This window comes from Mesorhizobium sp. M1066 (genome assembly GCF_040318635.1).
GTDB lineage: Bacteria > Pseudomonadota > Alphaproteobacteria > Rhizobiales > Rhizobiaceae > Mesorhizobium.
Genome location: NZ_JAMYMR010000052.1, coordinates 1 through 24599, shown reverse-complemented (window position 1 = coordinate 24599; position 24599 = coordinate 1). Strand labels below are relative to the sequence as shown.

General features: G+C 62.6%; 28 protein-coding genes and 2 pseudogenes. 14 read left to right on the top strand and 16 right to left on the bottom strand.

Annotated elements, in window-relative coordinates:
- Nucleotides 1-135 precede the first annotated feature (135 nt).
- The 6 genes from NKH52_RS32235 to NKH52_RS32210 all read right to left on the bottom strand — a co-directional run bounded on the left by NKH52_RS32235 (nt 136) and on the right by NKH52_RS32210 (nt 5032).
- Nucleotides 136-1341 carry an aminotransferase class V-fold PLP-dependent enzyme gene (locus NKH52_RS32235; RefSeq protein WP_127296865.1) on the bottom strand — a complete coding sequence of 402 codons (1206 nt, stop codon included), beginning with the start codon at nt 1339-1341 and terminating at the stop codon, nt 136-138.
- Between the two features lie 25 nt (nt 1342-1366).
- A complete protein-coding gene (locus tag NKH52_RS32230; RefSeq protein WP_023810934.1) occupies nt 1367-1828 on the bottom strand; it encodes a RidA family protein in 462 nt (153 codons plus the stop codon).
- Nucleotides 1829-1866: 38 nt separating this feature from the next.
- Nucleotides 1867-2661, bottom strand: a complete 795-nt coding sequence (locus tag NKH52_RS32225; RefSeq protein WP_352736252.1) for an amino acid ABC transporter ATP-binding protein — start codon at nt 2659-2661, stop codon at nt 1867-1869.
- A gap of 2 nt (nt 2662-2663) precedes the next feature.
- Nucleotides 2664-3314 carry an amino acid ABC transporter permease gene (locus NKH52_RS32220; protein ID WP_352736251.1) on the bottom strand — a complete coding sequence of 217 codons (651 nt, stop codon included), beginning with the start codon at nt 3312-3314 and terminating at the stop codon, nt 2664-2666.
- A gap of 1 nt (nt 3315) precedes the next feature.
- On the bottom strand, nt 3316-3981 hold the full coding sequence (locus NKH52_RS32215; RefSeq protein ID WP_023810937.1) for an amino acid ABC transporter permease: 666 nt from the start codon (nt 3979-3981) through the stop codon (nt 3316-3318).
- A 169-nt stretch (nt 3982-4150) separates the two neighbouring features.
- Entirely contained in the window at nt 4151-5032 is an 882-nt protein-coding gene (locus NKH52_RS32210) for a transporter substrate-binding protein (protein WP_127296863.1), read from the bottom strand.
- A gap of 127 nt (nt 5033-5159) precedes the next feature.
- Between NKH52_RS32210 and NKH52_RS32205 the strand changes: the two genes are divergently transcribed.
- A complete protein-coding gene (locus NKH52_RS32205) occupies nt 5160-5948 on the top strand; it encodes an IclR family transcriptional regulator (RefSeq protein WP_127296862.1) in 789 nt (262 codons plus the stop codon).
- A gap of 23 nt (nt 5949-5971) precedes the next feature.
- Here NKH52_RS32205 and NKH52_RS32200 read toward each other — a convergent pair whose 3' ends face one another.
- Entirely contained in the window at nt 5972-6175 is a 204-nt protein-coding gene (locus NKH52_RS32200) for a YdcH family protein (protein ID WP_013529216.1), read from the bottom strand.
- Nucleotides 6176-6414: 239 nt separating this feature from the next.
- Between NKH52_RS32200 and NKH52_RS32195 the strand changes: the two genes are divergently transcribed.
- The 4 genes and pseudogenes from NKH52_RS32195 (at nt 6415) to NKH52_RS32180 (ending at nt 9915) form a co-directional block, all read left to right on the top strand.
- Nucleotides 6415-6594 carry a YdcH family protein gene (locus tag NKH52_RS32195; RefSeq protein WP_013529217.1) on the top strand — a complete coding sequence of 60 codons (180 nt, stop codon included), beginning with the start codon at nt 6415-6417 and terminating at the stop codon, nt 6592-6594.
- A 333-nt stretch (nt 6595-6927) separates the two neighbouring features.
- A complete protein-coding gene (ispG, locus tag NKH52_RS32190; RefSeq protein WP_352736261.1) occupies nt 6928-8181 on the top strand; it encodes a flavodoxin-dependent (E)-4-hydroxy-3-methylbut-2-enyl-diphosphate synthase in 1254 nt (417 codons plus the stop codon).
- Nucleotides 8182-8186: 5 nt separating this feature from the next.
- Entirely contained in the window at nt 8187-9041 is an 855-nt protein-coding gene (locus NKH52_RS32185) for a lytic transglycosylase domain-containing protein (RefSeq protein WP_352736250.1), read from the top strand.
- Nucleotides 9042-9178: 137 nt separating this feature from the next.
- Nucleotides 9179-9915 (top strand): annotated as a pseudogene (locus NKH52_RS32180) (Stf0 family sulfotransferase).
- A 20-nt stretch (nt 9916-9935) separates the two neighbouring features.
- On the opposite strand, the gene NKH52_RS32175 reads toward NKH52_RS32180, so the two are convergent.
- The 3 genes from NKH52_RS32175 to NKH52_RS32165 all read right to left on the bottom strand — a co-directional run bounded on the left by NKH52_RS32175 (nt 9936) and on the right by NKH52_RS32165 (nt 14273).
- Nucleotides 9936-12275 carry a response regulator gene (locus NKH52_RS32175; protein WP_352736249.1) on the bottom strand — a complete coding sequence of 780 codons (2340 nt, stop codon included), beginning with the start codon at nt 12273-12275 and terminating at the stop codon, nt 9936-9938.
- Nucleotides 12276-12389: 114 nt separating this feature from the next.
- Nucleotides 12390-13196 (bottom strand): class I SAM-dependent methyltransferase, encoded by an 807-nt coding sequence (locus NKH52_RS32170; protein ID WP_352736248.1) that lies wholly within the window; start codon nt 13194-13196, stop codon nt 12390-12392.
- A 159-nt stretch (nt 13197-13355) separates the two neighbouring features.
- Nucleotides 13356-14273, bottom strand: a complete 918-nt coding sequence (locus NKH52_RS32165) for a polyprenyl synthetase family protein (protein ID WP_352736247.1) — start codon at nt 14271-14273, stop codon at nt 13356-13358.
- A 78-nt stretch (nt 14274-14351) separates the two neighbouring features.
- Between NKH52_RS32165 and NKH52_RS32160 the strand changes: the two genes are divergently transcribed.
- The 3 genes from NKH52_RS32160 to NKH52_RS32150 all read left to right on the top strand — a co-directional run bounded on the left by NKH52_RS32160 (nt 14352) and on the right by NKH52_RS32150 (nt 16077).
- Nucleotides 14352-15113, top strand: coding sequence for a transglycosylase domain-containing protein (locus NKH52_RS32160; RefSeq protein WP_031213164.1), 762 nt, complete (start codon nt 14352-14354; stop codon nt 15111-15113).
- Nucleotides 15114-15253: 140 nt separating this feature from the next.
- Nucleotides 15254-15436 carry a 50S ribosomal protein L32 gene (rpmF, locus tag NKH52_RS32155; protein ID WP_008834724.1) on the top strand — a complete coding sequence of 61 codons (183 nt, stop codon included), beginning with the start codon at nt 15254-15256 and terminating at the stop codon, nt 15434-15436.
- A 239-nt stretch (nt 15437-15675) separates the two neighbouring features.
- Nucleotides 15676-16077: a hypothetical protein gene (locus NKH52_RS32150; protein WP_023810946.1), complete on the top strand. Its 402-nt coding sequence runs from the start codon at nt 15676-15678 to the stop codon at nt 16075-16077.
- A gap of 38 nt (nt 16078-16115) precedes the next feature.
- On the opposite strand, the gene NKH52_RS32145 is transcribed toward NKH52_RS32150, so the two are convergent.
- From NKH52_RS32145 to NKH52_RS32135, 3 genes are all read right to left on the bottom strand, one after another.
- On the bottom strand, nt 16116-16547 hold the full coding sequence (locus NKH52_RS32145) for a GlcG/HbpS family heme-binding protein (RefSeq protein WP_023810947.1): 432 nt from the start codon (nt 16545-16547) through the stop codon (nt 16116-16118).
- A 161-nt stretch (nt 16548-16708) separates the two neighbouring features.
- Nucleotides 16709-16942 (bottom strand): hypothetical protein, encoded by a 234-nt coding sequence (locus NKH52_RS32140; protein WP_352736246.1) that lies wholly within the window; start codon nt 16940-16942, stop codon nt 16709-16711.
- Nucleotides 16943-17019: 77 nt separating this feature from the next.
- Complete coding sequence (locus NKH52_RS32135) at nt 17020-17541, bottom strand: winged helix-turn-helix transcriptional regulator (protein WP_352736245.1); 522 nt, start codon at nt 17539-17541, stop codon at nt 17020-17022.
- Nucleotides 17542-17640: 99 nt separating this feature from the next.
- On the opposite strand from NKH52_RS32135, the gene NKH52_RS32130 reads away from it, so the two are divergent.
- Nucleotides 17641-18471, top strand: a complete 831-nt coding sequence (locus NKH52_RS32130; RefSeq protein ID WP_352736244.1) for an alpha/beta fold hydrolase — start codon at nt 17641-17643, stop codon at nt 18469-18471.
- A 106-nt stretch (nt 18472-18577) separates the two neighbouring features.
- A complete protein-coding gene (locus tag NKH52_RS32125) occupies nt 18578-19234 on the top strand; it encodes a glutathione S-transferase family protein (protein WP_352736243.1) in 657 nt (218 codons plus the stop codon).
- Nucleotides 19235-19318: 84 nt separating this feature from the next.
- On the opposite strand, the gene NKH52_RS32120 is transcribed toward NKH52_RS32125, so the two are convergent.
- The 3 genes and pseudogenes from NKH52_RS32120 to NKH52_RS32110 all read right to left on the bottom strand — a co-directional run bounded on the left by NKH52_RS32120 (nt 19319) and on the right by NKH52_RS32110 (nt 21146).
- A complete protein-coding gene (locus NKH52_RS32120) occupies nt 19319-19582 on the bottom strand; it encodes an ArsR/SmtB family transcription factor (RefSeq protein WP_013529232.1) in 264 nt (87 codons plus the stop codon).
- Nucleotides 19583-19614: 32 nt separating this feature from the next.
- Nucleotides 19615-20874: pseudogene (locus NKH52_RS32115) on the bottom strand (MFS transporter); the annotation flags it as partial.
- Nucleotides 20875-20951: 77 nt separating this feature from the next.
- A complete protein-coding gene (locus NKH52_RS32110) occupies nt 20952-21146 on the bottom strand; it encodes a DUF1192 domain-containing protein (RefSeq protein ID WP_023810953.1) in 195 nt (64 codons plus the stop codon).
- A gap of 123 nt (nt 21147-21269) precedes the next feature.
- Between NKH52_RS32110 and NKH52_RS32105 the strand changes: the two genes are divergently transcribed.
- The 4 genes from NKH52_RS32105 (at nt 21270) to NKH52_RS32090 (ending at nt 24500) form a co-directional block, all read left to right on the top strand.
- Nucleotides 21270-22280, top strand: coding sequence for an NAD(P)H-quinone oxidoreductase (locus NKH52_RS32105; protein ID WP_127296847.1), 1011 nt, complete (start codon nt 21270-21272; stop codon nt 22278-22280).
- Between the two features lie 156 nt (nt 22281-22436).
- The gene (locus NKH52_RS32100; RefSeq protein WP_013529236.1) at nt 22437-22577 is read left to right on the top strand and encodes a DUF1127 domain-containing protein; all 141 of its coding nucleotides are present in this window, start codon (nt 22437-22439) and stop codon (nt 22575-22577) included.
- Between the two features lie 390 nt (nt 22578-22967).
- Nucleotides 22968-23507 carry a hypothetical protein gene (locus NKH52_RS32095; RefSeq protein WP_352736242.1) on the top strand — a complete coding sequence of 180 codons (540 nt, stop codon included), beginning with the start codon at nt 22968-22970 and terminating at the stop codon, nt 23505-23507.
- 297 nt (nt 23508-23804) lie between these two features.
- Nucleotides 23805-24500, top strand: coding sequence for a DUF1013 domain-containing protein (locus NKH52_RS32090; RefSeq protein ID WP_023810957.1), 696 nt, complete (start codon nt 23805-23807; stop codon nt 24498-24500).
- Nucleotides 24501-24599 lie beyond the last annotated feature (99 nt).

Here is a 24599-nt window from a genome sequence, read left to right as displayed (position 1 = left end):
GCTGGACCCGCCAAGGCGCGCAGAGGGAGCCGGCAGTTTCCTGGCCGGTGCCCTGGAGAGCCGTCAGGGCAGTAGGCGCATGATGGCGCGTGCTGGTTACGGCCGGCGCACTTCAGGTAGCGATTCGCCGGGTGTTCAATCTGGCCAGCGTAAGACGCCGGACGAATCCTTGCGGGAGACTTTCATCGCATCGGCCGGGCGGTCCTTGGCGGTCAATATGGCGCGCAACCGTTCGGCGACGATCTCGGCCTCGCCGGGATGAAGATTGCAGGGGTCGAGGAAGAAATGGCCGCGCTCCACCTCGTGGTTGCGCACGATAATCGGCGGCGAGCCCGTCGCCAATGCCGAGGTGAGACCGGCCGCCGTGAACCGGCTTTCGGGCAGTACAAAAATCTGAAGCCGATCCAGAGGGTTGGCGGTCGGATCCGGGATGATCTGCGCGATGACGCCCGGCAGCCCGTGCAACGTGTCCTTCCACAGGTTGAGCGCGGCGTCTTCGCGGCGGCGGATGCCGGCATGGTCGCGCTTTTCCCAGGCTTCCAGTGCGGCCATGGTGCCGGCGATGCTTTCCTTGCCGACCTTCATGGCGCGGGCGACGCCGCGGTTCTGCAGATAAGCGGCGCGAACCAGATCCTTGCGGCCGGTGACGATGCCGCTGGTCGGCCCGCTCAGGAATTTGTGGCCGCTGTAGATGACAATGTCGGCGCCGCGCGCGAGGAAGTCGCGCAGATCATACTCTGAAGCCGCATCCACGATCACCGGGACACCCCTGGCGTGGCAGATCTCGCAGAATTCCTCCAGCGACAGCATGCCATACTGCACGGTGTGGTGCGCAACGACATAGAGGCCCGCCGCCGTGCGGTCGTTGATCGCGTCGCGCACATGATAGTCCTGCGTCACGCTGACCGTGCCGGCCGGCACGACCCTGGCGCCCGCCAGCCGGACCGACTGGTCGATCGGCGCACCATAGTTGACGATGTGGCCGAGCTGGACGATGACCTCCGACTTGAGGCCTTCGGTGTTATCAGGCAGCCGCTCGATGGCGAGCAGATTGGTCCCCGTCATCGCACCGGCGATCGCCATGGTGATGCCGCTGGCGCAGCAGGCGGTGATGAAACCGGCCTCGCCGCCGGTCAGGCGCGCGACGATCGTGCTTGCGGCACGTTGCAGGTCATCCATTTCCACCCATTGCGAGGCCATTTCCGCCATGGCGCTGATCGCTTCGGGGACAATGATCGACGCGCCGAGCGCGGTCATCGTGCCGGAGACATTGATGATCGGGCGAAGGCCGAGCCGTTCGCGGATGGTGGTGTTGGAGCCGTCGGTGGAAGTGGTTTTCATCTCTCGGATTCCATTCTTCTAAAGGTCAGGCGGCGATCTCGACAACCGCCTCGATTTCAACGGTGATGTTTCCAGGCAAGGAGCCGACGCCGATCGCCGAGCGGGCATGGCCGCCGATTCTGTCGAACACATCGGCAAACAGGTCGGAACAGCCATTGACCACTTTCGGATGGTCGCTGAAAGTCGGTATGGCGTTGACGAAGCCGAGCAGCTTGACGATGCGCACGATCCGGCCAAGGTCGCCGGTGGCTGCGTGCATGACGGCGAGCAGGTTGAGGCCGGTGAGGCGGGCATGGCCATAGGCCTGCTCGACGGTGACATCGTCTCCTACCTTGCCGGTGAACAGTGTGCCATCGGTGCGCAGCGGTCCCTGGCCGGACAGGAAGATCAGCCGGCCGCTTTCGGCATGGGTGACGAAGTTGGCGATCGGGGTCGGCGGCTCGGGCAGCGTCAGGCCCAACGCGGCGAGCCGGATATAAGGCGTCATGAAAGAAGGCTCCTTGCGACAGCGTTGGCTGTCCCGTTCTAGAAATGCGAGGCGCGGAAGCGTGCCAGGAAGGTGCGCAGGCGCTCATTATCGGTGTCGGCTGCCAGGATTTCGGCGGGTGGACCCGCCGCGCTGACGCCGCCATCGGCCATGAAGATGATGCGGCTCGAGGCATCTCGGGCAAAGGCCATTTCGTGCGTGACCATCACCATCGTCATGCCGTCCTCGGCCAGGCTGCGCACGACCTCAAGCACCTCGCCGACCAGTTCCGGGTCGAGCGCGGATGTTATCTCGTCGAGAAGCAGGATCTTCGGCCCCATGGCCACGGCGCGGGCAATGCCGACGCGCTGCTGCTGGCCGCCGGACAGTTCGGCGGGCAGGCTGTCGGCCTTGTGGGCGAGGCCGACCCGGCCGAGCCAGTGTTCGGCGATGGTGCGCGCTTCGGCGTTGCTCTTGCCGCGCACCTTGGTGAGGCCAAGCATGATGTTGCCGGCGGCTGTCAGGTGCGGAAAGAGGTTGAAGCTCTGGAACACCATGCCGGTCTCGGCGCGCATCGCGGCGAGATCGCGTTCGCTGCGACGCTGGCGGGTTCCGGCTTCGCGAAAGCCGACCTCCTTGCCGTCGATGCGAATCGAACCACTGTCATAGCTTTCGAGAAAGTTGACGCAACGCAGCAGCGTGGTTTTGCCGCTGCCGGAGGGGCCGATGACCGTCACCACCTCCCCCTTCGCCACCTGCAGGCTGATCGAACGCAGGACCTGGACGATCCCAAAGGCTTTGGAAACGTCCTGGACGTCGAGAAGGGCCGGGGTGTTTTTCGGACTTGTGGACATTGCTATTCCCGGATGAAGGAGAAACGCCGCTCGAGCCGCCGGCTGGCGAGCGAAAGGGCATAGTTGACCGCGAAGTAGATGAGCGCGCCGAGAATATAGAGCGGCATGGCCTCGTAGGTGCGGCCGATGACCTGGTTGATGGCCTGCATCAGGTCGGTGATGCCGAGCAGCGATACCAGCGCGCTGCCCTTGACCGCATCGGTGACGCCGTTGATCCAGGGCGGCAGGAAGCGCCTGAACGCCTGTGGGAAAATGACGTAGGCCAGGCGCTGGCGAAAGGTCAGTCCGATAGCCATCGCCGCCTCGGACTGACCCTTCGGAATGGAGCCGACCGCACCCCTGAGATATTCGACGACCTGCGCCGTCTTGAACAGGGTCAGCGCCAGCACGGCAGCCCAGAACGACGGCAGATGAAGCCCGACGGCCGGCAGTCCGTAATAGACAAAGAAGATGAGCACCAGCATCGGGATGCCGCGGATGGTGTCGCTGAAGATGCGCACGGCCCATTGCAACGGGACCGGGCCATAGACCAGACCGACGCCCATGATCACGCCGGCAATCAGCGAAAACACCACGACCAGCAGGGATACCCACAGTGTCAGCGCAAAGCCCTGGGCGAGGAAAGGCAAGGCATAGGCGATCTGGGTCAGCATGTCAGCGCGCCGCCCTGAACCGGCGCTCGACAAGCCGAAGCGCAAAAAGCAAGATGTAGCCGGTCACCAGATACATCGCCGTCACCACGAGATAGACCTCGACGATGCGGAAGGTGTTGAAGTTGATCCACTGGGCGCCGTAGGTCAGTTCCGGCACCGAGATGACCGACGCGACGGACGTATCCTTGAACAGCGATATGAAGGTGTTGGACAATGCCGGCAGCGTGATGCGCAGCATCGTCGGCAGGCGCACGTTGAGCAGCCTTTGCCAGGGCGTCAGGCCGATCGCCTTGCCGGCGTCCAGCTGTCCGCGCGGAACGGCCTCGAGCCCGGAGCGGAACACCTCGACCAGATACGCGCCGCTGTAGAGCGAGAGCGTGACGACGAACGAGGTCGGCGCGCTGTAGGCGATGTCGACCACTGTCGGCAAGCCGTAGAAGACGAGGTAGACGAGCAGGATCAGCGGCACATTGCGGATGAATTCGACGTAGGCGGCGATGATGGTGCGCACGATGCGTCCGGCAGACACATACCAGACCGCCAGAACCAGGCCGATGACGGTGCCGATGGCGATCGATATGACGGCGAGTTCGAGACTGAGCAGCAGTCCGCCCCACAGCTTGTCGAAGTGCCGCCAGATCAGGTTGAAATTAAGGGCATAGCCCATGCGTCCGCCTCAGTGCCGCAGGCTTAGAGCAGTTCACCGTTTCACGGAAACGGCGACCCGTTCTAACTCTTTGTTTTGACGCAATTCCGGACGGAAAACCGTTTCACACGTTTCCTGGAATTGCTCTAGGGAGGTGGAAGGGCGCTGGATACGCCCTCCACCCGGCAGGTCAGATGGCTGGGAAGCCGGGATGGCGCGCTGGCGGCTCCTGTCCAAAATAGTCCTTGAAGGCGGCATCGTAGAGTGCGTTTTCGTGGCCGAACATGGCGATGGTGAAGGTCGAGTTGACGAAGGTCAGCCAGTCAAGGTCGCCTTGCCGGAGTGCCGCGCCATAAAGCATGCTCAGCCAGCTCTTGCCGGCGTCGAAATATCTGTCCGGATTGCGCGAGGCGAGCCAGCGCACCGTGGACAGATCGACGGCAGCAGCATCGACGCGTTTCGATTCCAATGCCTGCAGCACGTTGGCCTGGGTATCGATCTGCATAACCTGGCACTCGGGCAGCACCGAATGCACCTGCGCCTCGGCATCGACATTCTGCAGGATGGAGACGCGTGTCGCCGAGCCGCCGGCAAGCAGCTTGTCGAAGGTCTTGTTCTCGGCGGTCGGAAGGCTCAGCAGGGCGACGCCCTCGACGTAGTAAGGCCGGGAAAAATTGACCAGCTGCGAGCGCTGGGCGCTCATCGTCATGAACTGAATGGTGATGTCGACCTTGTTGGTGGTGACGTTGGGGATGCGCTGTGCCGGATCCTGCATCACGAACTCGACCTTGGTCGGATCGTCGAAAAGGCCCTTGGCAAGAATGCGCCCCATGGTGATGTCCATGCCGACGAGTTCGCCGGCATCGTTCTCGAAGTGCCACGGCGCGTTGGTGCTGCCGGTGCCGACGATCAGCTTGCCGCGATCGAGCACGGTGCGCAGCAGGCTGTCGGGTGCTGCCTGGGCAGCGGCCTTCTGGGCATCGACGGCTACCGCCGCACCCACGACGCCGGCCGTCGCCAGTCCCGCCATTCCCAATTTCAGAAAATCACGTCTTCCGGATGTGTCGTTCACGGCGACCTCCTTTCGTTTGTGTTCCCCTTGCACAGGCAATACACGCGTCAGTGACGCCGAAGCGATTGTCTCTTACAAGCGACGCGTGTATCCTGTACAGGACAGATACTAACACCGGGAATCAACAATGCAAGATGGCAATGCCTCGGCACTTTCAGCCGGCGAGAAGATTTCGGGCTCCCGTGAAAAGGGGCTCAACCGGGTGCTCGAGATTCTGGAGTTTCTTCACACGACCCAGCGCGCGATCGGCATTGGCGACCTTGCCAAGGGCGTGAACGCGCCCCGCTCGACGACCTATACGCTGGTGCGGTCGCTGGTCGATGCGGGACTGCTGGAAATGGAAGGCGACGGCAATCGCGTCTATTTCGGCAAGAAGCTCTATCTCTACGGAATGGACTATGTGCGGGGCAACGACCTGTTGAGGCGGGGGCGCCAGGAGGTCGACAATCTGTCGCGCGAGACCGGCGAGACTTCCGAATTGTGCATGCTGCAGAGCGGCCGCTATACGATCGTCCATGCGAGTCCCGGCACCAGACCGTTCCGCATCAGTTCCGCCACCGGCTTGCAGATACCGCTGCCCTGGACAGCCTCGGGGCGGCTGCTTCTGGCGGGGCTGGAGAAGGCTGAGATCGAAGACATGGTGTCAAACGACGACCTCGTGCTGCCCGACGGGCGCAAACTGCGGCTTGACGATTTCGTCGCCGACATCGCAAAAGCGCAGGTCACCGGCTATTGCGTCACTTCGGGCCTTGTCGATGCCTATACGAAGTGCCTTGCCGCACCGGTGTTTTCAGCGCCGGGCAAGGTCGAGGCGACGATGTGCCTAGTGGTCCCCATCGATACGTCCGAGGAGCGGACCGGCGAACTCATCGGCCTGCTGCGTGATCGTGCCGCAAAGCTTTCGATCGCCGGGTAGCGCGCGAGCGAGCGAATGCCAACTCACGCAATGATGTCGGGAATGATCTTGTCTTCCAGTGCCATCAGCCGATCCTTGAGGAACAGCTTCTTCTTCTTCATGCGCTGGATCTGCAGCGGATCGCAGGCCATGGCGATCATCGCGTTGATGGCGGCATCGAAATCGGCGTGTTCCTGCTTCAGGCGGGAAAATTCAAGGCGAATATCGGCCTGTTCCTGATCGGACATTCTCTACCGTCTGCACGTCTGCGGCGCCCAAAGCTGGGCCTGATTGGGCGGGGCCGGGTGTTTTGTCACCGGCGTGCAGCCCATATCACATTTCAAAGTGTCGTGGAATGCTACCACGGATCATTCGACATCGCCCGCGGAAGGTGACACACTGTCACCGTGCCGTCACAGAAGCGAACCTGCGGTGGACGCGCCGTGACGGTTGCAATCGAGGAAAACCATGAAAGGGAGAACCAATCATGTCTCTTGCATCCCATCTTGATGAGTTGCAGCGGAAACACGGCGACATCGAGCGTGAAATCGATGACGCGATGAATCATCCATCGGTCGACGACCTCGAAATCGTGAATCTCAAGCGACGCAAGCTGGCACTCAAGGACGAGATTGAAAAACTGAGAGGCAAACCGACCACGCATTGATACCCTCCTGACATAGCCGCCCAATATCCGCGGCCTCTTTTCCCGGCGGCACCACGCCGCCGGTGTGGAGGGTTTTGATTTCCAGCACCGGTCTGTCAGCCGAAGCTGGACTTGCACCGGCTCAATTTCCGCTTCGGCCGTCGCTCGTTTCGCCAGATCATCGAGTGTTTCCTGGCCTCTGGCGGCGGGCGATTCCGGCCAGTGGCGACCTGTCGCCATTGACAAGCCATCTTTGCTCCTCCACCTCATGCCCGGACCTCAGCGCATCGGCCCGGGGCGTCGTTGTGCGTCCATGCAGGACACAAGATGCTCCAGAGACAAAAGGCTGCCGGCATGACCGGATATTTTTCCTCTCCTTTCCCCCGCCGCACGTCGGTCGGCGTCGATGTCGGCGGCGTGGTCGTCGGCGGCGGTGCGCCCGTTGTCGTCCAATCGATGACCAACACCGATACGGCCGATATCGACCAGACGGTTGCGCAGGTCGCAGCACTGCACCGGGCCGGCTCGGAGATCGTGCGCATCACCGTCGATCGCGACGAGAGCGCCGCCGCCGTGCCGCGCATTCATGAGCGGCTTCAGCGGCTTGGTATCAACGTGCCGCTGGTTGGCGATTTCCACTATATCGGCCACAAGCTTTTGGCCGATCACCCGGCCTGCGCCGAGGCGCTGGCCAAATACCGCATCAATCCGGGCAATGTCGGCTTCAAGGACAAGAAGGACCGGCAGTTCGCGGCGATTGTCGAGATGGCGATCAAACACGATAAGCCGGTGCGTATCGGCGTCAACTGGGGCTCGCTTGACCAGGAACTGCTGACCCGGCTGATGGACGACAACCAGGCCCAGGGTTTTCCGCTGACGGCGCAGGAAATGACGCGTGAGGCGATCGTGCAATCGGCGATCCTGTCGGCCGAGATGGCCGAGGAGATCGGCCTCGGCCGCGAGAAAATCATCCTGTCGGCCAAGGTCAGCGGCGTGCAGGACCTGATCGCCGTCTATACCGAACTCGCCACCCGCTCCGACCATGCGCTGCATCTCGGCCTCACCGAAGCCGGCATGGGCTCGAAAGGCATCGTGGCTTCGTCGGCCGCCATGGGCATCCTGCTCCAGCAAGGCATTGGCGACACCATTCGCATTTCGCTGACGCCGGAGCCGAATGGCGATCGCACACGTGAGGTGCAGGTGTCGCAGGAATTGCTGCAGACCATGGGGTTCAGGCAGTTCGTGCCGATTGTTGCCGCTTGCCCCGGCTGCGGCCGCACCACCTCCACCGTGTTTCAGGAGCTCGCCCAGAACATCCAGGCCGATCTCAGGAAGAACATGCCCGTGTGGCGCGACAAATACCCCGGCGTCGAGAACCTCAAGGTCGCGGTGATGGGTTGCATCGTCAACGGCCCTGGCGAGTCCAAGCATGCCGATATCGGCATTTCGCTGCCCGGCACGGGCGAAATGCCGACCGCGCCTGTCTTCGTCGACGGCAAAAAGGCGGCGACGCTGCGCGGGCCGTCGATCGCCGCGGATTTCGAGAAAATGGTCGCCGACTATATCGAACAGCGGTTCGGTCGCGGCGGCAAGGCCGCGGCAGAGTAGGTCAAATGCAGCGTTTCCTATGGGCGACGCTGATCCTGCTGTGTGGGCTGGTCTGGTCGACGCTGGCTCAGGCCGATCCGCCGCAATCCGCCAAGCAACGGCTTATCGACAAGGTCTGCAACCTGATCCAGGCGCATGCCGACCAGAACGGCCTGCCCAGGGATTTCTTCGCCCGGCTGATCTGGAAGGAAAGCCGTTTCGATCCCAACGCCGTCAGCCCGGTCGGCGCCGAAGGCATTGCCCAGTTCATGCCGGGCACCGCCAAGATGCGCGGGCTCGCCAATTCCTTCGACATCAACCAGGCGATCCCGGCTTCGGCGAAATATCTCGCCGAAATGAAAACCGGCTTTGGCAATCTCGGACTGGCGGCCGCAGCCTACAATGCCGGCGAGAGCCGGGTGTCGCGCTGGCTCGGCTCCGGCGGCTTCCTGCCGATGGAGACCGAAAGCTATGTCTTCGACATCATGGGCGAACCAGCCGACAAGTTCACGGACCGGGCCTATGCCGGAAAGGTCGAGCCGCTCGACGCAAAGGCGGATTTTGCCGTCGCTTGCCGAAAACTGCCGGTGATCATGTCGCGGACGGTGGCGATGGCTTCGATCAACGTAAAGCCGTGGGGCATCCAGGTGGCCGGCAATTTCCGCCGCAGTGCCGCGATCAACCAGTGGCTCAGGGTAAGGAGCCGGTTCCCGGCCCTGCTCAACGGGCACGATCCGGTGGTCAGCCGGGTGCGCACGCCAATCGGCCGGCGGGGTATCTATGCGGTCCGTATCGGTGTCGACCACCGCGCTGACGCCAATGTCATCTGCCAGAAATTGCAAAGCATCGGTGGGGCGTGCGTGGTGGTGCGCAACCGGTAATTTGACCCCCGCCGGCAGATATTTTGTCTGAGAGAGGCATTTAAAAGCGACAGCCGTGACGTCGCATCCAGCAAAGATTTCAGCTATAGCGGCGGCCATCTTTACCAGGGGCAACAGCCCTGCCTTTGACGAGCAACATGGGCCGCAACATGTTCGACGGATACATTATCTGCGGCACGCCGAGGACCGGAAGCACGCTGCTGTGCAAGCTTCTGGCATCCACGAAGACGACTGGCGATCCGCACTCATTCTATCGGCGGCAGGATGTGCTGGAGTGGGCTGAAGAGTGGAAGCTGCCCGATCGCGACACGATGAGTGAGCTCGACTTCAATGTCGCCTATCTCAACGCGGCGATCGCTGCCGGCAAGGGTGGGACCGGTGTCTTTGGCCTTCGCTTGATGCGCGAGAATCTGGATGAGCTCTCGGCGATGCTCGACCGGATTTTCCCAAAGCTTCCATCCGACAAAGCTACATACACCTCTCGCGGGAGGACAAACTCGCGCAGGCTGTCTCCCTGATCAAGGCAGAGCAGACCGGTCTTTGGCATATCGCTCCCGACGGCACCGAGATCGAAAGGGTCGCCTCGCCGAAAGAACCGCAATATGATTTCGAGCGGATCAGGCGTGAGGTCGAGGAACTCGAGACCTATGATGCGGCCTGGAACATTTGGTTCGCTGAGCAAGACATATCCCCGCTGCGCGTCGGCTATGAGCGCCTTTCAGGCAATCCGGCCGCGACATTGCTAGGCATCTGCGAAGCCCTGAGGGTCCGAGCGCCTGACGAGGAGGATGTAAGCCCCGGCGTCGCAAAGCTTGCTGACGCGACAAGCCTCGACTGGATGCGCCGCTATCGTCTGGAGGCAGCAGCCGTCTGACGCATCCCCATGAATGCAGCCTAGGCGGTCTTGGCCACGACCGTTTCGCTGAGCCAGGTGCCGATCTTGGTGCCGAGGCGGTCGGGCGAAACGGGCTTCGGCAGATAGTCGTCCATGCCTGATTCGATGCACTTGTCGCGATCACCCTTCAGCGCGTGCGCGGTGACGCCGATGATCGGGATGTGGGCGCCCGTCGAGACCTCCATCGCCCGGATGGCGCGGGTCGCCTCATAGCCGTTCATTTCGGGCATCGAGACATCCATCAGGATCAGCTTGGGGCGCAGCGCCCGGTACATCTCGACCGCCGTGCGGCCATTGCCGGCGATGCGGTAGCTCAAGCCCAACCCGTTGAGGATTTGGCCGAACACCAGCTGGTTCACGTCATTGTCCTCGGCAATGAGGATGTCGATCGGTCCGTTCGGCGCGGTTGTCGATTCCGGCGCTGCCGCGACCGGCATTGCCGGGCCGCGGATGACGGTGAAGGCGGGCGGCGCCGCCGGGGGAGCCTGCACGATCGGTTCGCGGACGAACCGCGCCTTGCCGACCTGCGAGCGGGCCTTCTGGATCACCGAGATGACCGTGCCGAGCAGCACCGCGGAGCGCGCCGGCTTGGTCAGGTGTGCTGCAATGCCGTAGTCGATGATCATCTTGCCGAAATCGACCTGGTCGACCGAGGTCAGCAACACCACCGGGATGGAGGACAGCCGGCTGTCGGAAGCAATGGCTCTGGCGACGTCGGCGCCGTTCATGCCCGGCATTTGGTAGTCGAGGATGATGCAGTCGACGGCGGCGCCCAATTGAAAGGCGCGGTCGAGGAAAGCAAGCCCAACCGCGCCGCTTTCGGCGGCGGCGCAATCGAAGCTCCAGCTTCTGAGCTGCTCGAGCAGGATTTCGCGGTTGACCGGATTGTCGTCGATGACCAGCACGCGCGCGCCGGTGACGTCGACCGGCACGATCTCGTCGCGCGCCGCCGCCTGATGCGCGGCCAGCGGCACCGCGAACCAGAACACCGAGCCGCGGCCGATCTCGCTCTCGACACCGATCTTGCCTGCCATCAGGTCGACGAGGCGGGCGGCGATGGCGAGGCCCAGCCCCGTGCCCTCATGACGGCGGGTGGACGAGCCGTCCACCTGCGCGAATTTCTCGAATACATTCTGCAGTTTCTCGGCCGGTATGCCGATGCCGGTGTCTTCGACGCGGACCTTGAGCTGGACCACGTCGTTGACGATTTCGCCGCCGACATCGATCAGCACATGACCCTTCTCGGTGAACTTCACCGCGTTGCCGAGCAGGTTGGTGATGATCTGCCGGAACCGGCCGGCGTCGCCGACGACATGGGCCGGCAGGCGCGGGTCGACACGCACAATCAGTTCGAGGTTCTTTTCGGCGACGCGCGCCGAGACCAGCGTCGCCACATCCTCGACCGCCTCGGAAAGGCGAAAGGGAGCAGGGTCGAGGGTGAGCTGGCCGGCATTGATCTTGGAGAAATCGAGGATGTCGTTGATGATGGTGAGCAACGCGTTGCCGGATTTGACGATGACGTCGGTGAAGGTCTTCTGGCGCGCGGTCAAATCGGTCTTGGCCAGCAGTTCGGCCATGCCGAGCACGCCGTTCATCGGCGTGCGGATTTCGTGGCTCATATTGGCCAGGAATTCCGATTTGGCGCGGTCGGCAGCCTCGGCCTTGAACAGGGATTCGGCGGATTCGGCAAAGGCGCGGCGGATTGCCACTTCCATCGGGCGGAAGATCCAGAAGGCGACGATGGCAAGTGCCGCGAACAGGATGCCGCTCGCCCACAACAACAGCCTGTCGCTGGAGGCATCGGCCAGATGGCGCTCATCGTCCATGGCGGTGCGGGCGCGGACCAGCATCGGTTGGGCGAACAGATCGTTCTGGTTGCGGATTTCGCGATAGCTCCACTCGTCGACCTTCTGCGCCACCGACATCAGGTTGAAATTGCGCACCATGTCGCGCGGCGACCAGAACAGATCGCCGTTGACGGAAGCGGATTGGAGTTCGTTGACGGTCTTGACCGACAGCCGCGGCTTGATCGCTGCAAGCTGGGCGGTCAGCGTCTCGATCTCGCCGGTCAGACGCTCCGAATGGCCGCGCGCCGATGTGGTCAGGGCATCGCGTGTCTCCGCCCGCCAGGCGGTGCCGGTCGTCTCGGCAAAGCTGGTCGCGTTGCGCAGGTCGCGGGTGAAGATGACGAGATTGCTGCTCAGCGCATCGATGTCGCGGCGAAATGAATTGACGCGGTCAAGCGCAATCACGATGCCGGCGGAAGCCAGCGCGAAGATCAGCAAACCTGAAATATAGCGGATCCGGACCGACCGGATGAAGGACGAATATTCAGGCATGCGCAACCCCAACACATACGCACCATTTTAATGGCCGGGATTACGCTTCATTTACATTAAAATTTCGTTCGTGCGGGTTGGCAGGCCATGCGAGCCGCCGGATGGACAGCACGCCTAGGCCGCTTCCACGACGAGGGCGCGGATGCGGCCACTCACCGGGCCTTCCCCGAACCGTTTCCCAAGGGCATTCGCCACGTATCGCGTCGCCTCCTCCAGCGAGCCGCCGCGCGCCTCGATCTCGGCCCGCAATGGCGTGCCCTGGCAATAGGCCGCGGCCGCCTCATATGGCGAGGAAGCGGCGCTGACGGCATCCAGCGGCTCTATGGTGATGTCACGGAAGCCGGCGGCATGCAGGTCGGCGCGGATGGCGTCTGCATCGTGATAGCCATGCGGCGTCCTCGCCATGAAGCGAGGCGGATCGGCCGGAAAGAAATGGCCGAGTGCCCGCGTCACTTCCTCGGCGAACTCGTTGTCTTCGATGGCACCCCAGACGTTGAACAGGAAATGCCCGCCCGGCCGCATCACCCGCCGCGCTTGTCCGTAGGCGCCCACTCGATCGGGGAAGAACATCGCGCCAAATTGGCAGACCACGGCGTCGAACTCTGCGTCCTCGAAGGGCAGAGCCTGGGCATCGGCCTGCCGCCAGGTGATGCGAGGATCGTCCGCCATCCGCGTGCGTGCGTGGTCGAGCATGGGCTGGTTGAGGTCGGTGGCCACGATGTGCGCTTGCGCCGGCAGCTTTGCTGTCATCGCGCGTGTCACCACACCGGTGCCCGCCGCCACTTCGAGCACCGATTGCGGCCCGAGCTTCGACACCCGCTCCGCCAGATCCCGCGCATAGGGCTCGAAGATCAGTGGCACCATCGCCCGGTCGTAAACCTCGGCAATGGAACCGCTGAACAGCTTGTCGGTGGTCGACATGGCACCCCTCCAACTCTATCCGCACCGCGTGCTTGCCGTGCGGATGGCAAAGCGATGTCGATCCTCTGCCTCGGCAGGCTTCCGCTCAAGCTCTATTTCAGAACCGGCCGGCGGGGACGTGCGTGCGTCGATCAGCTCGATATTCCGGCTGGCACAACCTCAGCTGTTACGCGCCGCCACGAACGTCGCCGCTTCCTTCAGCAATTGGGCATCGTCGCCATAGGGCTCAAGCAGTGCATGGGCCTGTTCGACGAGGCCGTGAAGCTGGCCGCGTGCCCAATTCGCACCATGCAAGGCCACCAGCGTCGCCTTGCCGGCGGCGGCGTCCTTGCCGGTCGCCTTGCCCATCTGACTGGCATCGGCGGTCAAATCGAGCAGGTCGTCGGCAAGCTGGAAGGCAAGACCGATCGCCGAGCCGAATTCGGCCAGCCGCTCGCGGTCATCGGCTGGTGCACCGGCGATGAGAGCACCTGCCTCGCAGGCGAAACGGATCAGCGCGCCGGTCTTCATCGCCTGCAGCCGGATGATGCCGGCCTCGTCCGGCGGCGTCTGTTCGGCCTCGAGGTCGAGCTTCTGGCCGCCGACCATGCCGCCTCCCCCGGCGGCGCGGGCCAGCGCCAACACCAGGGCCGCCCGCCGCTCCGCCGGCAGGGCGGTCGCCTCGCCAGCAATGATGTCGAAGGCCAGCGTCAGCAAGGCGTCGCCGGCCAGGATAGCGGTCGCCTCGTCGAAGGCTCTGTGCACGGTCGGCTGGCCACGGCGCAGATCGTCGTCGTCCATGGCGGGCAGATCGTCGTGTATCAGCGAATAGCAATGCACGCATTCAAGGGCTGCGGCGACGCGCAGTGCCGCCTCGCCATCGGCGGAAAAAAGGGCGGCACTTTCCATGACCAGGAAAGGGCGCAGGCGCTTGCCGCCGTTCAGCACGCCGTGCCGCATCGCCGCCATCAAACGCTCAGGCCGCGCGATCTCGCCCGAAAGCGCACGGTCGTCGAGCAGCCGCCGCAGCAGCACCTCGACGGCGGCTGCCCGTCTGATTAGCGCCATTTCGAACGCCATTTGGTCGTCATTCGTCATGGCCCGGACCGGTAGCCGACACTCAGACGTTGCGCAAGAAGCCAAGCGCCATTATGCCGGGGCAGGGAGAAGCACGGGTTGGGCGGCTTGGCGGAACCGATCGTCGATCATGAAACCGAAAGACTGGACATGGCGACGAGATCGCGGGGCGTAAACCGCCGTGGTCTCAAGCGCTGGGTCCGGCGCGGCATCGTCGTGGCCGCGGTGCTGGCTCTGATTCCGGTCGTGCTGACGTTTCTGTACCTGCCATTCTTCGTGCATCCTGTCTCGACGCTGATGCTGAAGGACCTGGCGACGTTCTCCGGCTATGACCGCCGCTGGGTGTCGATCGACGACGTGTCGCCGGTGCTGGCCAATTCCGTCATCATGTCGGAGGACGGGCAGTTCTGCTTCCACCGCGGCGTCGATCTCGGCGAGCTGAGAGGCGTCGTCGACGACGCGCTGGCCGGCGAAGCGACGCGCGGTGCCTCGACCATCACCATGCAGACGGTCAAGAACCTGTTTCTGTGGTCGCGGCCGCTGGGCTCGGTGCGCAAGGTGGTCGAATTGCCGCTGGCCGTCTATTTCGATGCGGTGATGTCGAAACGGCGCATCATGGAAATCTACCTCAACATCGCCGAGTGGGGGCCGGGCATCTACGGCATCGAGGCCGCGGCACAGCACCATTTTGGCGTTTCGGCAAAACAGCTGTCGCGACGGCAGGCCGCCTTGCTTGCGGTCTCCTTGCCGAATCCGATCGCCCGCAATCCGGCCAAACCCGGGCCTGGCTTGAGGCGGCTCGCCAATCTGATCGAGCGGCGCGCCGGCCGCTCCGGCGCCTATGTCGGTTGTCTCCGCTAGCCGATCCAAAAAAATTCGCGCCAGTGCTGGCCAAAACGGCACAGGGCGTGTATAGGCACCCGACTTTCTCAGATTTAGGCCCCGACATGGCCCTTTCACGAGGGCGGGCGGGGCTTTTGACCATGTAGTGGAGCATATCCATGGCCGTTCCGAAACGAAAAACCTCTCCGTCCAAGCGCGGCATGCGCCGCTCGGCCGACGCCCTCAAGGCCCCGACCTATGTCGAGGACAAGAATTCCGGCGAAATGCGCCGTCCGCACCATATCGACCTGAAGACCGGCATGTATCGCGGTCGCCAGGTGTTGACCCCCAAGGAAAGCTGAGACCAGCTTTTTCAAAGGTTTGAATTTCCAAAAGGACCGGCCGGTGGCTGGTCCTTTTGCGTTTGGGCGGGCCGGCAGCGCAGGCGTGCACCGCCGGCGTTGCAAATCCTTCGGCCGGCAACCGGCTGACATGCTTGTTGCGTGCGGTCTTCGACCGTGTTCAGCGCCGATGGCGAAACATCTTGACGACGTGGCTATGGCGCATTCTACAAAGGATCGCCCCCACATGGAGACGCCAGATGTTCGGTGCCATTCCGCTGCTGATCGTGCCTTTCGTGCTCTACAACCTCGGACTGCTGGGAATTTTCGGCAGCGGTGACGATCCGTGGGCGAGCGAGGTCTTCTCCTTCAGCATGATGTCGGGCGGCGTGTTCTCGATGACGCTGGGCGACCTGATGATACTGATCGGGCTGGTCTTCCTGTTCCTCGAAATGGCGAAGTCGGTGCGCACCACCAATGCCTCGATCATGGACCATCTTCTGTCGACGCTGGTGTTCGTGGCCTTCCTGGTCGAGTTCCTGCTGGTGAAGGGCGCCGCCCATTCCGTCTTCTTCACGCTGATGGTCATCGCGCTGTTCGATGTGCTGGCCGGATTCGCGGTGTCGATGCGGTCGGCGAGCCGGGATATCAATCTGAACTAAGGCTGCGTCTCGACCAGCCTTGGTTGCGATATTATGACTCAGCCCGGATCGGCGGTGAAACCGGCGGCTTCGATGCCGGCGATTGCCGCGGCTTCGTCATTGTCCGACGTGTCGCCTGAAATGCCGACGGCACCGATGATGGCGCCAGCCTTGTCGCGGATCAGCACGCCGCCGACGACCGGCAGCACGCGCCCGCCCGAGACGTCCGAGATGCCGGCGACGAGATGCGGACGCTCCTTGGCGAAGGCCTCGACTTTGCGTGAGCCCATGCCGATGGCGAGCGCACCGTAGGCCTTGCCGGCCGACATTTGCGGGCGCAGGAACGAGGCGCCGTCCTGGCGCTGGAAGGCGACCAGATGCCCGCCGGCATCAAGCACCGAAACGCCGAGCGGCTTGAGCTTGAGATCGGCGCCCTTGGCAAAGGCGGCATCGATGATTTGCCTGGCTTTTTCGAGCGGCAGTGCGGTCATGGCAGTCTCCTGTTTGAAAACGCGTCGATCATCGACCGTCGACGGGCGAGATAACATCCCCGTTTCGGTTGAAATTGCTTCGCGTGAAGGGGCGGGATGGAAGCAGCTTTCACCGATACCATCAGGACAGGCATTAGCGCTTATGGCTCAAGGGGTGGTTGCTATTTTTTCTTGGCGCGGGTCGGCTTCTTGACGGGTGCCGCCGGCGCATTGGCTAGGTCTTCGGCTTCCTTGGCGAGACGCAGCGCCCGCAGCTTGTTGGTCTTGGCCTGGCGGGCGTCGCTCTCGGCGACGTATTCGGCCATCGCCTTCTGGCGGACGGTTGCCGCCTCTTCCTGCTTCTTGAAACGCAGGTCGGCGCGCGCGCGGGCAGCATCCCGAGAGTTTTCAACCAAGACCTTATCCAATCCCGTAAATTGTGATTTTCCGCCTCTTCTAGCAGAGTCGGCCCCAAAACGGGAAAATAAGTTAATTACGCGGCTGTGCTGGCGGCGGGGGCCTTGCTGGCAACCACGGCCTCATAGGCGGCCTGCAAGGTCGCGCGGACAGAAGGACCCGCTGCAGTATCGAGCGGCATGCCGAGATGTTCATGGCGCAACTCGTCCATGAATTTGTCCCACATCGGCTGTCCGCCCTTTTCCAGAAGTTCGGCGCGGATCGACAGTTCTTCGCTGACCGGCAGCCAGACGCGGCCCCAGGCGCCGAGATGGGCCAGGATCGGCACCAGCGTGATCGCCATTTCGGTCAGGCTGTAGATCGCCTTCTGCTTGTGCGAGGGGTCGTCGGCCTTGGTCAGCATACCCAGTTCCATCAGCCGCTTCAGCCGGTCGGCGAGGATGTTGGAGGCGATGCCTTCCATCGATCCGTTGAGCAGCTCGCGAAAATGACGCCTGCCGCCGAAGATTATGTCGCGAAGGATGATCAGGCTCCAGCGATCGCCGAAGACTTCCAGCGACAGGTTGATCGGACACCCGGACCGACGATCCATGCTCATGAGATTTTTCTCCAAAACCGGTTGCATTATCGTATCGGTTTTATTATCGTGCAACCGATTGCAAAATGCAATCGGTATTGCAGGAGAGGAGGCCGCACCGTGACGACGACCGAACGCCCCGAAATCATATCCGAAACCTTCGGCGATCCGGCGAACCCGCCGCTGTTGCTGATCATGGGAGCGATGGCTTCGATGCTGTGGTGGCCGGAGGCGTTCTGCCGGAAACTGGCCGGTGCCGACCTGTTCGTGATCCGCTATGACAATCGCGACACCGGCCGTTCGACCAAATACAAGTCGGGAGAGCCGCCCTACACGTTCGATGATATGGCCGACGATGCAATGCGCGTTCTCGACGACCACGGCATCGGCAAGGCGGATGTCGTCGGCATGTCGATGGGCGGCATGATCGCGCAGCTTGTGGCGTTGAAACACCCGTCTCGTGTCGCATCGCTGACCGTTATCAGCAGCTCGCCCGTGGGAACCGACACTTCGCACCTTCCGCAGACGAGCGATGCCTATATCGAGCATTCGGCCGAGGGCGCCAAAGTCGATTGGTCGGACCGTGGCCAGGTGATCGATTTCATCGTCAGGGATGCGCGGGCGATCGCCAGCATCGCACATCCATTCGACGAGGCCCGGATGCGTGCCTTTGTCGAGCAGGATCACGACCGCTCCGGCGGCTTCCTGAGTGCGACCAACCATTTCATGCTCAAGGGCGGCGACGCCTGGAAGGGCCGCCTGCATGAAATGACGGCGCCGCTGCTGGTCATCCACGGGACGGCCGATCCGATCTTTCCGGTCGAACATGGCGAGGCGCTGGCCGAGGCGGTCACCGGCGCGAAAATAATCGGGATCGAAGGCGGCGGCCACGAGCTGCACCCGGACGACTGGGATATGATTGTTGCGGGCATCGTTGCCCACGCCGCTTGAAGCGGCAAAAGCAGGTCTTGAAGGGCAATGCTTGCCGCAGTGTTTAACCCATGACGAGCGCGCCCGGCGCCGGCCACCGATAAACCACGAAACAGGCGAGCAAAAAATGTCCCTGACGCTTCATTTCCATCCGCTGGCCTCCTTCTGCTGGAAGCCGTTGATCGCGCTGTATGAGAACGCCACGCCGTTTACCCCTGATATCGTCGATCTCGGCAAGGCAGAATCGCGCGAGGCCTTCCTGCAGATTTCGCCGGCCGGCAAGATGCCGGCGCTGCGCGACGATGCGCGCGACCGCACGGTGCTGGAATCGACCATCGTTGTCGAATATCTGGCCGCGCATTATCCGGGGCCGGTTGACCTCGTTCCCGCCGACATCGACCTGGCGCTGGCAGTTCGCCAAGCCGATCGCTTCTATGACTTCTATGTGCAGGAGCCGATGCAGAAAATCGTCGGCGACCGGTTGCGGCCGCAAGACAAGACCGACCCGTTCGGCGTCGAGCAGGCTCGCGGTCAGCTGCGCAATTCCTACGCCATCATCGAGCAGGACATGCAGTCGAAGACGTGGGCGATGGGCGACACCTTCACCATGGCCGATTGCGCGGCGTCCCCGGCGCTGTTCTATGCCAACAAGGTCGAGCCGCTAGGCGACAAATACCCGACCGTGAAACACTACCATGACCGGCTTCTGCAGCGGCCTTGCTTTGCCCGGGTTGTCGAGGAAGCGCAGCCCTACTTCAAGTTCTTTCCCTCCAATAATGGCTGATCGGGATGCTGCACGATCTCGCCCCAGACGCTCGCCGATACGGTCGGTCAACTGACCGAGCCGCTGGCAATGACACTGAGAAGCTCAGGCTTCCCAGAACTGATCGAGCCAGATGTTGAGTTTGAGGAAGCCAGTGCCGCTCACCGTATAGACGCGCCTTGTTCCTTCCGGTTTGGCGTGGACCAGGCCGGCATCGAGCAGCACTTTCAGATGCTGCGAAACGGCTGGGCGCGAGACCGGCAAGCCGGCGGCCAGTTCGGTGACGGTTTTCGGGCCGCGGCGAAGTTCTTCCAGAAGATGGCGCCGGTTGGGATCGGCAATCGCCATGAAGGCGTCGGAAAACATCATGCCTGTATTAGTGCGGCAAAGCCTTTCGAATCTCAACCGTCTGCTTCTGCTTTTCTTCTGGGATCAAGCCGCAATGCTTCAGGGGTCACCGAACGGTCGGCCGGCTGCGTCTTGAAGGCGTCACGATCGCCGATCGGCACCGGCGCGCGGCGGCTGATGCGCAGCAGCGTGTAGCCCGCCAGGCAGAGATGCGCCAAGGCGGTCGCCAGGAACAGACCTTCCGGGCGCATCCAGCCCATCAAAGCGGCGGCGAGCAAGGGTCCAATCATCGTGCCGAAGCCGTAGAGCAGCAACAGCCCGCCAGATACCTTGACGAAATCCTCCGAGCGCGCGTGGTCGTTGGCATGCGCCACGGCGATCGAATAGAGCGTGTAGGCGAAGGCACCATAGGCTGCGGTGAAGACGATGACGAAGATGCCGGAGCGTGGCTCGAACAGGAAGATCATGAGCGCGAACAAGGCCGCGCCGAAAGCAGCGCCCGCCAGCACGAAACGCCGGTCGGTCTTGTCGGACATGCGCCCGGCGGGAAGCTGCATGGCGGCACCGGCAACGACCACAAGGCTCATCATCAGGGCGATCTCGGCCGTGGAGATGCCGATACGGGCGCCGTAGACCGCGCCAAGCGTGCCCCAGGCCCCGTTGGCGATGCCGATCAACACGCAGGCGACCGCCGAAACCGGCGAATTGGCATAAAGGCCTTTGACGTCGAGCGAGACATCCTGCAGCGGCTTGGGGTGGGAGGCGCTCGAGACCGCGGTCGGAATGAGCGACAGGCAAAACAGGATGCCGGTGATCATGAAAAGCGACGCCGATTTCACGTCGCCGCCGGCGACGATCATCTGCCCGCCCATGATCGAGGCATAAGTGACCATCATGTAGAGGCCGAAGACGGTCCCGCGGTTCTCGTTGGTGGCCTTCTCGTTCAGCCAGCTTTCGATGACCATGAAGGCACCGGCCATGGTGAAGCCTGTGAAGGCGCGCAGCAGGATCCAGACATATTCGTCGATGATCAACCCGGTGAGCAGCGCCACGATGGCGCCGGATGCGGCAAAGGCGCCAAATGCGCGCACGTGGCCTGCGCGGCGCACGATGCGCGGTGCGAAGAAGCAGCCAGTGACGAAGCCGCCGGCCCACGCCGTGCCCATCAGGCCGAGCGATGCGGTCGAGAAACCTTCCAGTTGACCGCGCAGGGGCAAGAGCAGCCCATGCAATCCAGATGCCGCGAGCAGGAAAGCGGTGCCGCGAAGCAGCGAGAGGATCGGTCTGTAGGTTGCGAACATTGTTTGATCCGGCTCAGGTTTGGCGGGGACGCTGGGTCTGAAGACAGTCGCATTCGGGCTTTTCGGCGGCGGGCTTTGCGCCCGCGCTTCTATCCGCGGCGGAACAGTGCTTCGGCCGCGGATTTGGTGGTGTCCTTGGCCTTGAGTTCGGCTTCCAGGCGGGCGATTTCGTCGCGCAGGATGCCGATCCGCTCGGTCAAGTCGCTGACGGAAAGCAGTGACAGGTCCTGCCCGATCTCGTGCGGGCGCGCCTTCTTCTTGGGTTCGTCGTCGAAGATCGCCATCGTCGCTCCTCCTCCGCCAAGACCAGATTGGCCATTTGCCTGATTTGGCAATCAGCATACATAGGGCAGGGGCGTCGATGCAAACAGCCGATCGGATAACGGCGAGGAAAGACGGGAAATCTCATGGCGAGCGGACAGAAGATTCCGGCAAGAATGACGGCCATCGCGATCTCGGAGCCTGGCGGTCCACGGGTGCTGAAGCCGGAAACGCGCGACGTGCCGCAGCCCGGGCCCGGCGAGATCCTGATCAAGGTGCATGCCGCCGGCGTCAATCGGCCCGATATCCAGCAGCGCAAGGGTGCGTATCCGGCACCGCCCGGCGCATCGGACCTGCCGGGCCTCGAGGCATCGGGCGAAGTGGCCGCCCTTGGCGACGACATATCGCGCTGGCGTATCGGCGACCGCGTCTGCGCGCTGACGCCGGGCGGCGGCTATGCCGAATATGTCAAGGTTCATGCCGGCAGCGTGCTGCCGTTGCCCGCCGGCTTCACCCATACCGAAGCCGCGGCTGTGCCGGAAAACTACTTCACCGTCTGGCACAATGTGTTCGAGCGTGGCGGCCTCAAGAAAGGCGAGACGCTGCTCGTCCATGGCGGCTCGTCCGGCATCGGCACGACAGCAATCCAGCTTGCCTCGGCCTTTGGCGCCTATGTCATCACCACCGCCGGCAGCAAGGAGAAATGCGACGCCTGCCTGAAGCTCGGCGCAGACCGGGCGATCAACTATCGCGAGGCGGATTTCGTCGCCGCAGTCAAGGAGGCGACGGGGGGCAAGGGCGCCAATGTCATCCTCGACATGGTCGGCGGCGACTATGTGGGGCGCAACTACGAGGCTGCTGCGGTTGAGGGCCGGATCGTCCAGATCGCCGTGCAGGCGGGTGCTGTCGCAAGCGCGGATTTTTCGAAGATCATGGTCAAGCGGCTTACCCACACCGGGTCGACGCTGAGGCCACGCACCGTCGAGTTCAAAGCGGCGATCGCGGCGGCGCTGGAAGCGCAGGTGTGGCCGTTGCTCGGCACGCGCAAGGTTGCTCCTGTCATGGACATGATTTTCCCGCTCAGCGAAGCCTGGCGGGCGCATGAGCGGATGGAAGACGGCGAGCATATCGGCAAGATTGTGCTCGATGTAGGCTGACAGCGAGGTCAGCGCCTCACTGCCTACAAGATGAACAGAAGCTTAATGCTGCAATGCAGCATTTGCATCATTGCTATGCAAAATCAGCCATTCAAGTCCTCATCGATGACGCCTATTTGAGCACCATCGAAACGAACATCATTTTGGAGGACTACCATGAACCCGATCCGCGCTTTCCGTAACTGGCGTATGTACACCGAGACCGTCCGCGAACTGAACCGTCTCAACGCGCGTCAGCTCAGCGATCTCGGCATCAACCGCGCCGACATCGAAAAGATCGCCCGCAGGGCCATCTGAATTCGAGCATGGTTCGATGTAGGGTGGCTCACCGTTTCACTGAACGCTGAACCGCTCTAGCTCCTGCCGATGCGACTCCGGACGGAAAACCGTTTCACGCTTTTCCCGGAATTGCTCTAAGGAGCGGACCTTGCCGTAGAAGCAAGAGCCGGAGCAGACGGTTTTGCCGTCGCCGGTTCCGAGCCCGCTGGACCTCGTCCGGCGGGTTTTGTCTTTTTGGGGCCATCAACCGCATGCGCTCGACAGCAATCTGAGGTTGACCTTCAACGGCCGCCCTTGCGCAAGGGAGGCCGCCAGCCGCGCCTCTGCGGGGTCGATCGAGGAACCTACTTCGACAAGTGGTTCAACTATAATGGACGGTGGACGCTCACCCAACTCTACGATCATGCCGTGACCGATCCGGTACCGCTCTCAATGGATTTCGTCAGTGCCAACAATCTGGACCCATACGATTCTGATGGCCTGCGCGCCACGAGCGAGACCGGCATCTGGTTCACCTATGTGCCGGACATGGACGGCTACGTAACGGTTTTCTGGCTATCGGACCGCGTAACCTATCGCCTGTTCAGACAATACCATCCGCGCGATGCGGACGGCTGGGCGAATGGCTGGCTCTCGGTGGAAGGAGTTATCGGCATCTGGACGAACAATTCATTCGCAGGTCGCGACTACGTCGAAATTTCGAGCAGCAACGGCAATGCGCACGACACGCTACAAGCGAGCGGGGTCCTTTTCATTCACAACAGTACATACCCCGTCCAGGCGGGAAAACTGGTCCATGTGCTGATCGGAACGCGGTCGAAAGTCTTTAGTGCGACGGAACAGGCATCAATTTGGGGGCCGGCGTTGTCGCGCGAATTGATCACCCCATTTCCATCTTCACGCGAGCGGGGCTGGAGCCATATTCGCCGTTCTACTGAACCTGGATGACAACTGGGCCGCTACCGTTTCGAGGCATTCGACCTGGGGTAAGGTGGAGCTGTCGGGCCGATACCGACAGGCCGGAAAGCCGACCCGCGATTTTTTGCGCCGTCCGTCGAACAAGGGGCGGCCGCGCTCCGGGCGATCTGACGGTCTTGGGAGCGCGCAGCGCACGCGGTGCGGTCTTTGGCTCCAAAAACATTGCGAAACGACCCGAGAGCGGTTATACAGACCGCGAATTTCCCATTTGGTGGCTCTAAACCACCGCCCGCGCGGGAACGCGGGCGAACGAGAAGGAATTGTAAAATGGCCAATACGCTGCTGATGCCCAAGGCGACCGCTGTCTGGCTGGTCGACAATACCGCACTTTCCTTCGAGCAGATCGCGCAGTTCTGCGGGCTGCATCCGCTCGAGGTCAAGGCAATCGCCGACGGTGAATCGGCGCAAGGCATCAAGGGCATGGACCCGATCATGACCGGACAGCTGACCCGCGACGAGATCGCCCGTGCCGAGAAGGATCCGAACCAGCGCCTGAAGCTTTCGGACCCCAAGGTGCGGGTGCCCGAATCCAAGCGCAAGGGGCCGCGCTACACGCCGCTGTCGAAGCGCCAGGACCGGCCGAACGCGATTCTGTGGCTGGTGCGCAACCATCCCGAGCTCAAGGACGCGCAGATCTCGCGCCTCGTCGGCACCACCAAGTCGACGATCGAACAGATCCGTGAGCGCAAGCACTGGAATTCGGCCAATCTGCAGCCGATGGATCCGGTCACGTTGGGCCTCGCCTCGCAGATCGACCTCGACATGGAAGTCAATCGCGCCTCGCGCGGCCGCGAACAGGCGCAGCCGGTCGGCGACACGCTGCTGCCGGCGGCCTTGACCGAGCGGCTGGTGCCGGCTCCCGAGAAGCCGAAGGACGAGGATGCCGAACTCGACGCCAACGCCGTGTTCGCCAAGCTTTCGGCCTTGAAGTCGAAGAACACGGACAATGACGACGACGAGTGAGGTTGTCTGACATTCTAGAGCGGGATGAATTTAGGTTGGGCATAGCCTGCCTCTGTGAAGTAATTTCGGCATTCGGTTGACGTGACGGTGCCGAGGATT

Excerpts from the sequence above, each read along its gene's own strand:
- NKH52_RS32150 (WP_023810946.1), top strand. The coding sequence starts at position 15,676 with ATGTTCGGTGCCATTCCGCTGCTGATCGTGCCTTTCGTGCTCTACAAC.
- NKH52_RS32205 (WP_127296862.1), top strand. The coding sequence starts at position 5,160 with ATGCAAGATGGCAATGCCTCGGCACTTTCAGCCGGCGAGAAGATTTCG.
- NKH52_RS32225 (WP_352736252.1), bottom strand. The coding sequence starts at position 2,661 with ATGTCCACAAGTCCGAAAAACACCCCGGCCCTTCTCGACGTCCAGGAC.
- NKH52_RS32145 (WP_023810947.1), bottom strand. The coding sequence starts at position 16,547 with ATGACCGCACTGCCGCTCGAAAAAGCCAGGCAAATCATCGATGCCGCC.
- NKH52_RS32230 (WP_023810934.1), bottom strand. The coding sequence starts at position 1,828 with ATGACGCCTTATATCCGGCTCGCCGCGTTGGGCCTGACGCTGCCCGAG.
- ispG (WP_352736261.1), top strand. The coding sequence starts at position 6,928 with ATGACCGGATATTTTTCCTCTCCTTTCCCCCGCCGCACGTCGGTCGGC.
- NKH52_RS32105 (WP_127296847.1), top strand. The coding sequence starts at position 21,270 with ATGGCGAGCGGACAGAAGATTCCGGCAAGAATGACGGCCATCGCGATC.
- NKH52_RS32170 (WP_352736248.1), bottom strand. The coding sequence starts at position 13,196 with ATGTCGACCACCGACAAGCTGTTCAGCGGTTCCATTGCCGAGGTTTAC.
- NKH52_RS32110 (WP_023810953.1), bottom strand. The coding sequence starts at position 21,146 with ATGGCGATCTTCGACGACGAACCCAAGAAGAAGGCGCGCCCGCACGAG.
- NKH52_RS32220 (WP_352736251.1), bottom strand. The coding sequence starts at position 3,314 with ATGCTGACCCAGATCGCCTATGCCTTGCCTTTCCTCGCCCAGGGCTTT.
- NKH52_RS32215 (WP_023810937.1), bottom strand. The coding sequence starts at position 3,981 with ATGGGCTATGCCCTTAATTTCAACCTGATCTGGCGGCACTTCGACAAG.
- NKH52_RS32090 (WP_023810957.1), top strand. The coding sequence starts at position 23,805 with ATGGCCAATACGCTGCTGATGCCCAAGGCGACCGCTGTCTGGCTGGTC.
- NKH52_RS32100 (WP_013529236.1), top strand. The coding sequence starts at position 22,437 with ATGAACCCGATCCGCGCTTTCCGTAACTGGCGTATGTACACCGAGACC.
- NKH52_RS32200 (WP_013529216.1), bottom strand. The coding sequence starts at position 6,175 with ATGTCCGATCAGGAACAGGCCGATATTCGCCTTGAATTTTCCCGCCTG.
- NKH52_RS32235 (WP_127296865.1), bottom strand. The coding sequence starts at position 1,341 with ATGAAAACCACTTCCACCGACGGCTCCAACACCACCATCCGCGAACGG.
- NKH52_RS32185 (WP_352736250.1), top strand. The coding sequence starts at position 8,187 with ATGCAGCGTTTCCTATGGGCGACGCTGATCCTGCTGTGTGGGCTGGTC.
- NKH52_RS32135 (WP_352736245.1), bottom strand. The coding sequence starts at position 17,541 with ATGAGCATGGATCGTCGGTCCGGGTGTCCGATCAACCTGTCGCTGGAA.
- NKH52_RS32125 (WP_352736243.1), top strand. The coding sequence starts at position 18,578 with ATGTCCCTGACGCTTCATTTCCATCCGCTGGCCTCCTTCTGCTGGAAG.
- rpmF (WP_008834724.1), top strand. The coding sequence starts at position 15,254 with ATGGCCGTTCCGAAACGAAAAACCTCTCCGTCCAAGCGCGGCATGCGC.
- NKH52_RS32175 (WP_352736249.1), bottom strand. The coding sequence starts at position 12,275 with ATGCCTGAATATTCGTCCTTCATCCGGTCGGTCCGGATCCGCTATATT.
- NKH52_RS32195 (WP_013529217.1), top strand. The coding sequence starts at position 6,415 with ATGTCTCTTGCATCCCATCTTGATGAGTTGCAGCGGAAACACGGCGAC.
- NKH52_RS32165 (WP_352736247.1), bottom strand. The coding sequence starts at position 14,273 with ATGACGAATGACGACCAAATGGCGTTCGAAATGGCGCTAATCAGACGG.
- NKH52_RS32120 (WP_013529232.1), bottom strand. The coding sequence starts at position 19,582 with ATGATGTTTTCCGACGCCTTCATGGCGATTGCCGATCCCAACCGGCGC.